Origin of the sequence: Streptomyces sp. NPDC001941 (genome assembly GCF_040296945.1) — a bacterium.
Classification (GTDB): Bacteria; Actinomycetota; Actinomycetes; order Streptomycetales; family Streptomycetaceae; genus Streptomyces.
On record NZ_JBEOYE010000194.1, the window covers coordinates 1 to 6030 of the forward strand.

Annotated in this window: 6 protein-coding genes; 1 reads left to right on the forward strand and 5 read right to left on the reverse strand. The window is 72.5% G+C overall.

Features of this window, described 5'->3' with window-relative positions; genetic code table 11:
• Positions 1–272: 272 nt before the first annotated feature.
• Positions 273–1079, forward strand: a complete 807-nt coding sequence (locus ABT160_RS46050) for a tyrosine-protein phosphatase (RefSeq protein WP_351656145.1) — start codon at positions 273–275, stop codon at positions 1077–1079.
• Positions 1080–1104: 25 nt separating this feature from the next.
• On the opposite strand, the gene ABT160_RS46055 is transcribed toward ABT160_RS46050, so the two are convergent.
• The 5 genes from ABT160_RS46055 to ispG form a co-directional block, all read right to left on the reverse strand.
• Complete coding sequence (locus tag ABT160_RS46055) at positions 1105–1254, reverse strand: DUF6126 family protein (RefSeq protein WP_351656147.1); 150 nt, start codon at positions 1252–1254, stop codon at positions 1105–1107.
• Positions 1247–1867, reverse strand: a complete 621-nt coding sequence (locus ABT160_RS46060; RefSeq protein ID WP_351656149.1) for an XRE family transcriptional regulator — start codon at positions 1865–1867, stop codon at positions 1247–1249. The genes ABT160_RS46055 and ABT160_RS46060 overlap by 8 nt, the downstream gene beginning before the upstream one ends.
• 100 nt (positions 1868–1967) lie before the next feature.
• Positions 1968–3353: an aspartate aminotransferase family protein gene (locus tag ABT160_RS46065; protein WP_351656151.1), complete on the reverse strand. Its 1386-nt coding sequence runs from the start codon at positions 3351–3353 to the stop codon at positions 1968–1970.
• Entirely contained in the window at positions 3350–5230 is a 1881-nt protein-coding gene (gene dxs / locus ABT160_RS46070; protein WP_351656153.1) for a 1-deoxy-D-xylulose-5-phosphate synthase, read from the reverse strand. Before dxs ends, ABT160_RS46065 begins: the two co-directional genes overlap by 4 nt.
• A 31-nt stretch (positions 5231–5261) precedes the next feature.
• Positions 5262–6030: flavodoxin-dependent (E)-4-hydroxy-3-methylbut-2-enyl-diphosphate synthase (ispG, locus tag ABT160_RS46075; protein WP_351656155.1), on the reverse strand; the 769-nt coding region annotated here is incomplete at its 5' end.

Consider the following 6030-nt stretch of genomic DNA (forward strand, 5'->3'; position numbering starts at 1 on the left):
GCGGCGTGCGCCCGGGTGGCGGTGGTGCGCGCCGTGCGCGGCCGGGCGGCGGGAGCAGTCGGGCGGGGGCGGCGGGCGGGGGCGCATGACCGGGCTGCCGGGCGGAAAGAAAAGGCGGGAGGAGCCGGAAGGAACACCGGCACGGCCGCCGCGCACCGGGGCGGTTCCGGGCCCGTCCCGCAGATGATTGCCCCAGGTACCGATGTCGTAGGGTCGGGGAGCGAGCGCACCGTCGGCGACCCGTGCCGACGGCAGACACCCGAGGAGCCGCCGTGACGCAGGTGCCGCAGGTCCCGTCGACCGAACCCGAGCTGAGCGGGGTGCGCAACTTCCGCGACGTGGGCGGGCTGCCGACCGTCGACGGCCGCCGGGTGCGTCCGGGCGTGCTCTTCCGCAGCGGCCACCTGGCGCACGCCACCGCCGAGGACGCGGCGTTCCTGGCGACGCTGGGGCTGCACACCGTCTTCGACTTCCGCAACGCGGCCGACCAGAAGCTGGAGGGCCCGGACGTCGAGCTGCCGGGGGTGCGCAACGTGAACATCCCGCTGACCGACCCGGCCGACGGCGCCGAGTTCTGGAAGATGGTGCGCGACGGCAACACCGCGGAGCTGCGCGGCCTGCTGGCCGACGGCAAGGCCGCCCGCCGGATGTCGGACACGTACCGCGTGATCGTCAGGGAGCGCACGGCCGACCACGGCCGGGTGCTGCGCGCCCTGGCCGAGGACAGCGTCCCCGCGCTGATGCACTGCGCGGCGGGCAAGGACCGCGCGGGCCTGTCGATCGCGGTGACGCTGCTGGCCGTGGGCGTGGAGCGGGACGCGATCGAGGCGGACTACCTCAAGTCCAACGACCCGCACCGCCGCTACAAGGTGCGCCGCTCCAGCTCCGCCGCCGACGCGATGTCGCCGGAGGTGATGGAGCTGCTGGCGCCGCTGTTCGACGCGCGCGCCGAGTACCTGGGCGCGGCCTTCGAGACGATCGAGGAGACCTGGGGCTCCACCGACCGCTACCTGTCCGAGGGCCTGGGCCTGGACGACGCGGCCCGCGAGCGGCTGCGCGAGCGCCTGCTGGAGGGCTAGGGCCTCTGACAGCGGGCGCCCGCGCTCACTTCTCGCCGACCGTGAAGATCAGGTACAGGAACGCGGCGAACAGGTGCCCCGCCACCAGGTAGGCGAACAGCCTGATCACCAGGCCCCGCGGGAACTTCGTCTCCAGCTTCTTCGCGTCGATGCGCTGGGCGCCGTCCTCAGCCATGGCGTTCCTCCTGGAAGTGCGGGTCGGGGCTCTGCAGCAGGGTGTGTACGAAGAGCAGCTCGGCGCCGCCGCGGGAGGCGGCGCCGATGCGGTGCGGGGTCAGCGAGTCGAAGTGCGCGCTGTCACCGGGGTCGAGCAGGTGCGTGGTCTCGCCCAGGGTCAGCCTGAGCCGGCCTTCGAGGACGTACAGCCACTCCTCGCCGGGGTGGACGCGCACCAGGTCGCCTTGGGCGCCGTGGGGGACGTTCACCCGCAGGGCCTGCATCGCGCGGCCCGCGCCGCCCGCCCTGCGGTAGCTCCAGCCGTCGGCCTCGGCGGGGCCCATCAGCCCGGCCCTGATGACGGGCTCGCGCTCGGGGGGTGTCTCGCCGAGCAGCTCGGAGACGGTGGTGCCGTAGATCCGGGCCAGGCCCAGCAGCATCGGCAGCGACGGCTGGCGGCGGCCCGTCTCCAGGCGGGAGAGGTGCGCGGGCGACAGTCCGGCGCGCTGGGCGGCGGCCTCCAGGGTCAGTCCCCGGCGGCGGCGCAGCGCCCGCAGCTGGGGGGCGACGTCCGGCAGCGCTTCGGGCGTACCCTCGACGCCGGGGGCCGCTCCTCCGTCAGGAAGGCTCATGCCTCCATTGGGCCAGGGAACGTGCCTCCGAGGCAAATTTCTTGCCTCGGAGGCAAAAAGTCCCGCGGAAGGATCGCCGCGGAATCCCGGTACGGACCGGTCAGCGGTTGGCCACCGCCTGCTTGACCAAGGTCTTGCCGAAGTCCCACATCAGTCCGCCGCCGCCGTGCGCGTCGTCCATGACGGCCTCGAACGCGGCCACGAACCGGTCCACCTCCGCCTCGCCCACGACCAGCGGCGGAATGAGCTTGATCACCTCCAGGTGGTCGCCGGAGACCTGGGTCAGGATGCGGTGGCGCTGGAGCAGCGGCACCACCACCATCTGCGCGAACAGCCCCTTGCGGGCCGCCTGGAGCATGGTCCAGCGACTGCGCAGGCCAAGGGAGTTGGGCCTGCCGAACTCGATGCCGACCATCAGGCCCCGGCCCCGCACGTCGTGCAGCAGCTCGTAGCGCGGGATCAGCGCCGCCAGGCGGGACTTCAGCAGCTCGCCGGTGGCCCGGGCGTTCTCGACGACCTTCTCGTCCTCCATCACCGACAGGACCGCGAGCCCGGCGGCCATGGCCTGCGCGTTGGAGCCGAAGCTCGCCGAGTGGACCAGCACCCGGTCCATCGACGAGTAGACCTTCTTGAAGATCCAGTCCTTGCCGAGGGTCGCGCCCACCGGCACGTAGCCGCCGGACAGTGCCTTGGCCACGCACACCAGGTCCGGCTCCACCCCGGCCTCGTGCTGGTACGCGTAGAAGTCGCCGGTCCTGCCCAGGCCGGTCTGCACCTCGTCCGCGATCAGCAGCGCCCGGTACTTGTGCAGCAGCTCCTGCGCCGCGTACAGGAACCCGGGCGGCGCCTCGTGCACGCCCTTGCCCTGGATGGGCTCGACGACGAACGCCGCCACGTCGCCCTTGCGCAGCTCCCGCTCCAGCGCCGCCAGGTCGCCCAGCTCGACGGCGGTGTCGGGCAGCAGCGGCGCGAAGCCGTCCCGGAAGCCGTCCTCGCCGTTGACCGAGAGCGAACCGGTGGTCAGTCCGTGGAAGGCGTGCGCGCAGTACAGGATCCTGGGCTTGCCGGTGGCGTACCGGGCGAACTTCAGCGCGGTCTCCACCGCCTCGGTGCCGCTGTTGCCGAAGAACACCCGGTCCAGGTGCGGGCTGTGGGCGAGCAGCTTCTCGGCGAGCAGCCCGGGCAGCGGCTGGCAGTCGAAGCGGGTCAGGTCGGCCAGCGAGGCGTCCAGCACGTCGTGCAGGGCCTTGCGGACCACCGGGTGGTGGCGGCCCAGGCCCATCACGCCGAAGCCGGCCAGCATGTCGAGGTAGTCGTGCCCCTCGGAGTCCCAGAAGTACGCGCCCTCGGCCCGCTCGTAGACCTTGTCGAAGCCGATGGTGTGCAGCATCCGCGGCAGCTGGTGGTTGAGGTGCCTGGCGTGCAGCTCGTAGCGCTCGGCGCCGCGTTCGGCGAGCAGCCGGGCCAGGTCGAACTCCTTGCTCATCGATCGTTCTCCTCGTGTGCCAGTGCGGCACTGATCCGTCCGGCGATCTCGACCGGAGTGAGCCCGATGTCGGCCAGCACCTCGGCGCGCTTGGCGTGGGCGAGGAACTGCTCGGGGATGCCGAAGGTGCGCAGCCTGACGTCCACCCCGGCGTCGCGCAGCGCCTGCCCGACGGCCCAGCCGACGCCGCCGGTGCGGCTGTTGTCCTCCACCACGGCCACCAGCCGGTGCGCTTCCGCCAGCGGCGCGAGCGCCTCGTCGACCGGCTTGACCCAGCGCGGGTCCACCACCGTGCACCGCACCCCGCGCCCGGCGAGCAGCTCCGCGGCCTGCAGGCAGACCGGGGCCATCACGCCGACCGCGACGAGCAGCACCTCCGGCTCCTCGTCCCGGTGCAGCACGTCCAGGCCGCCGATCCGGCCCAGCGCGGGCAGCGGCTCCCCCACCGACTCCTTGGGGAAGCGCACCAGGGTCGGCGCGTCGTCCACGGCGACCGCCTCGCGCAGCTGGGCCCGCAGCTCGTCGGCGTCGCGCGGGGCGGCGATGCGCAGCCCGGGCACGACCTGGAGCACCGAAAGGTCCCACATCCCGTTGTGGGAGGGGCCGTCGGGGCCGGTGACCCCGGCGCGGTCGAGCACGAAGGTCACCCCGCAGCGGTGCAGCGCCACGTCCATGAGCAGCTGGTCGAAGGCCCGGTTGAGGAAGGTGGCGTAGACGGCGACCACCGGGTGCAGCCCGCCGGTGGCGAGCCCGGCGGCCGAGACCGCCGCGTGCTGCTCGGCGATGCCCACGTCCCACACCCGGTCGGGGAAGCGCGCGGCGAACGGGCCGAGGCCGACCGGGTGCAGCATCGCCGCGGTGACCGCCACCACGTCGGGCCGCTCCTCGCCGATCCGCACGATCTCCTCGCCGAACACCGACGTCCAGGACGGGCCGCCGGACGGCGTCAGCGGCTCGCAGGTCAGCGGGTCCATCGCGCCGACGGTGTGGAAGCGGTCGGCCTCGTCCTGCTCGGCGGCCGGGTAGCCGCGGCCCTTCTGGGTGAGGCAGTGCACCAGGACGGGCCCGTGGAAGCGCCGGGCGCGGACCAGCGCCGACTCGACGGCCGCGATGTCGTGGCCGTCGATGGGGCCCAGGTACTTCAGGCCCAGGTCCTCGAACATGCCCTGCGGCGCGAAGGCGTCCTTGAAGCCCTTCTTGGCGCCGTGCAGCGACTCGTACAGCGGCTGGCCGATCACCGGGGTCTGCTGCAGCACCGTCTTGCCCCAGGCCAGGAAGCGCTCGTAGCCGTCGGTGGTGCGCAGGGTGGCGAGGTGGTTGGCCAGGCCGCCGATGGTGGGCCCGTAGGAGCGCTCGTTGTCGTTGACCACGATGATCAGCGGGCGGTCCTTGGCCGCGGCGATGTTGTTCAGCGCCTCCCAGGCCATGCCGCCGGTGAGCGCCCCGTCGCCGATGACGGCGACGACATGGTCCTCGCGGCCGAGCACCTCGTTGGCCTTGGCCAGGCCGTCGGCCCAGCCGAGCACGGTGGAGGCGTGGGAGTTCTCGATGACGTCGTGCTCGGACTCCTCGCGGGAGGGGTAGCCGGACAGGCCGCCCTTGCCGCGCAGCTTGGAGAAGTCCTGGCGCCCGGTCAGGATCTTGTGCACGTAGCTCTGGTGACCGGTGTCCCACAGGATCCGGTCGACGGGCGAGTCGAAGACGCGGTGCAGGGCGACGGAGAGCTCCACCACCCCGAGGTTGGGGCCGAGGTGGCCCCCGGTTCTGGCCACCGCCTGGACCAGGAACTGCCTGATCTCACCGGACAGTTCGTCCAGCTCCGGATAGGAGAGCGCCTTCAGGTCCTGCGGGCCCCTGATGTTCTCCAGCATCGTCATGCTCGGTCCCCCAATCGGATCGGATCCGGTCTCAGCTCACGGTGACCGCGGGCGGTCCGGAGGGCGTGCCGTCCTTCTCCATCTGCTCGGCGAGCTTCAGCGCCTCGTCGATCAGCGTCTCGACGATCTTGGACTCGGGTACGGTGCGGATCACCTCGCCCCTGACGAAGATCTGGCCCTTGCCGTTGCCGGAGGCGACGCCCAGGTCGGCCTCGCGGGCCTCGCCGGGCCCGTTGACGACGCAGCCCATGACGGCCACCCGCAGCGGCACCTCCATGCCCTCCAGGCCCGCGGTGACCTCCTCGGCGAGCTTGTAGACGTCCACCTGGGCGCGTCCGCAGGACGGGCAGGAGACGATCTCCAAGCGGCGCCGACGCAGCCCCAGGGACTCCAGGATGGAGATGCCGACCTTGACCTCCTCGGCGGGCGGGGCCGACAGGGACACCCGGATGGTGTCGCCGATGCCCTCGGAGAGCAGTGCGCCGAAGGCCACGGCGGACTTGATGGTGCCCTGGAAGGCCGGGCCCGCCTCGGTCACACCGAGGTGCAGCGGGTAGTCGCACTGCGCGGCCAGCTGCCGGTAGGCCTCGACCATGACGACCGGGTCGTTGTGCTTGACCGAGATCTTGATGTCCCGGAAGTCGTGCTCCTCGAAGAGGGACGCCTCCCACAGCGCGGACTCCACCAGCGCCTCGGGGGTGGCCCTGCCGTACTTCTTCAGCAGCCGGGCGTCCAGGGAGCCGGCGTTCACGCCGATGCGGATCGGGGTGCCCGCGTCCTTGGCGGCCCGCGCGATCTCC

Excerpts from the sequence above, each read along its gene's own strand:
- ABT160_RS46055 (WP_351656147.1), bottom strand. The coding sequence starts at position 1,254 with ATGGCTGAGGACGGCGCCCAGCGCATCGACGCGAAGAAGCTGGAGACG.
- ABT160_RS46060 (WP_351656149.1), bottom strand. The coding sequence starts at position 1,867 with ATGAGCCTTCCTGACGGAGGAGCGGCCCCCGGCGTCGAGGGTACGCCC.
- ABT160_RS46065 (WP_351656151.1), bottom strand. The coding sequence starts at position 3,353 with ATGAGCAAGGAGTTCGACCTGGCCCGGCTGCTCGCCGAACGCGGCGCC.
- dxs (WP_351656153.1), bottom strand. The coding sequence starts at position 5,230 with ATGACGATGCTGGAGAACATCAGGGGCCCGCAGGACCTGAAGGCGCTC.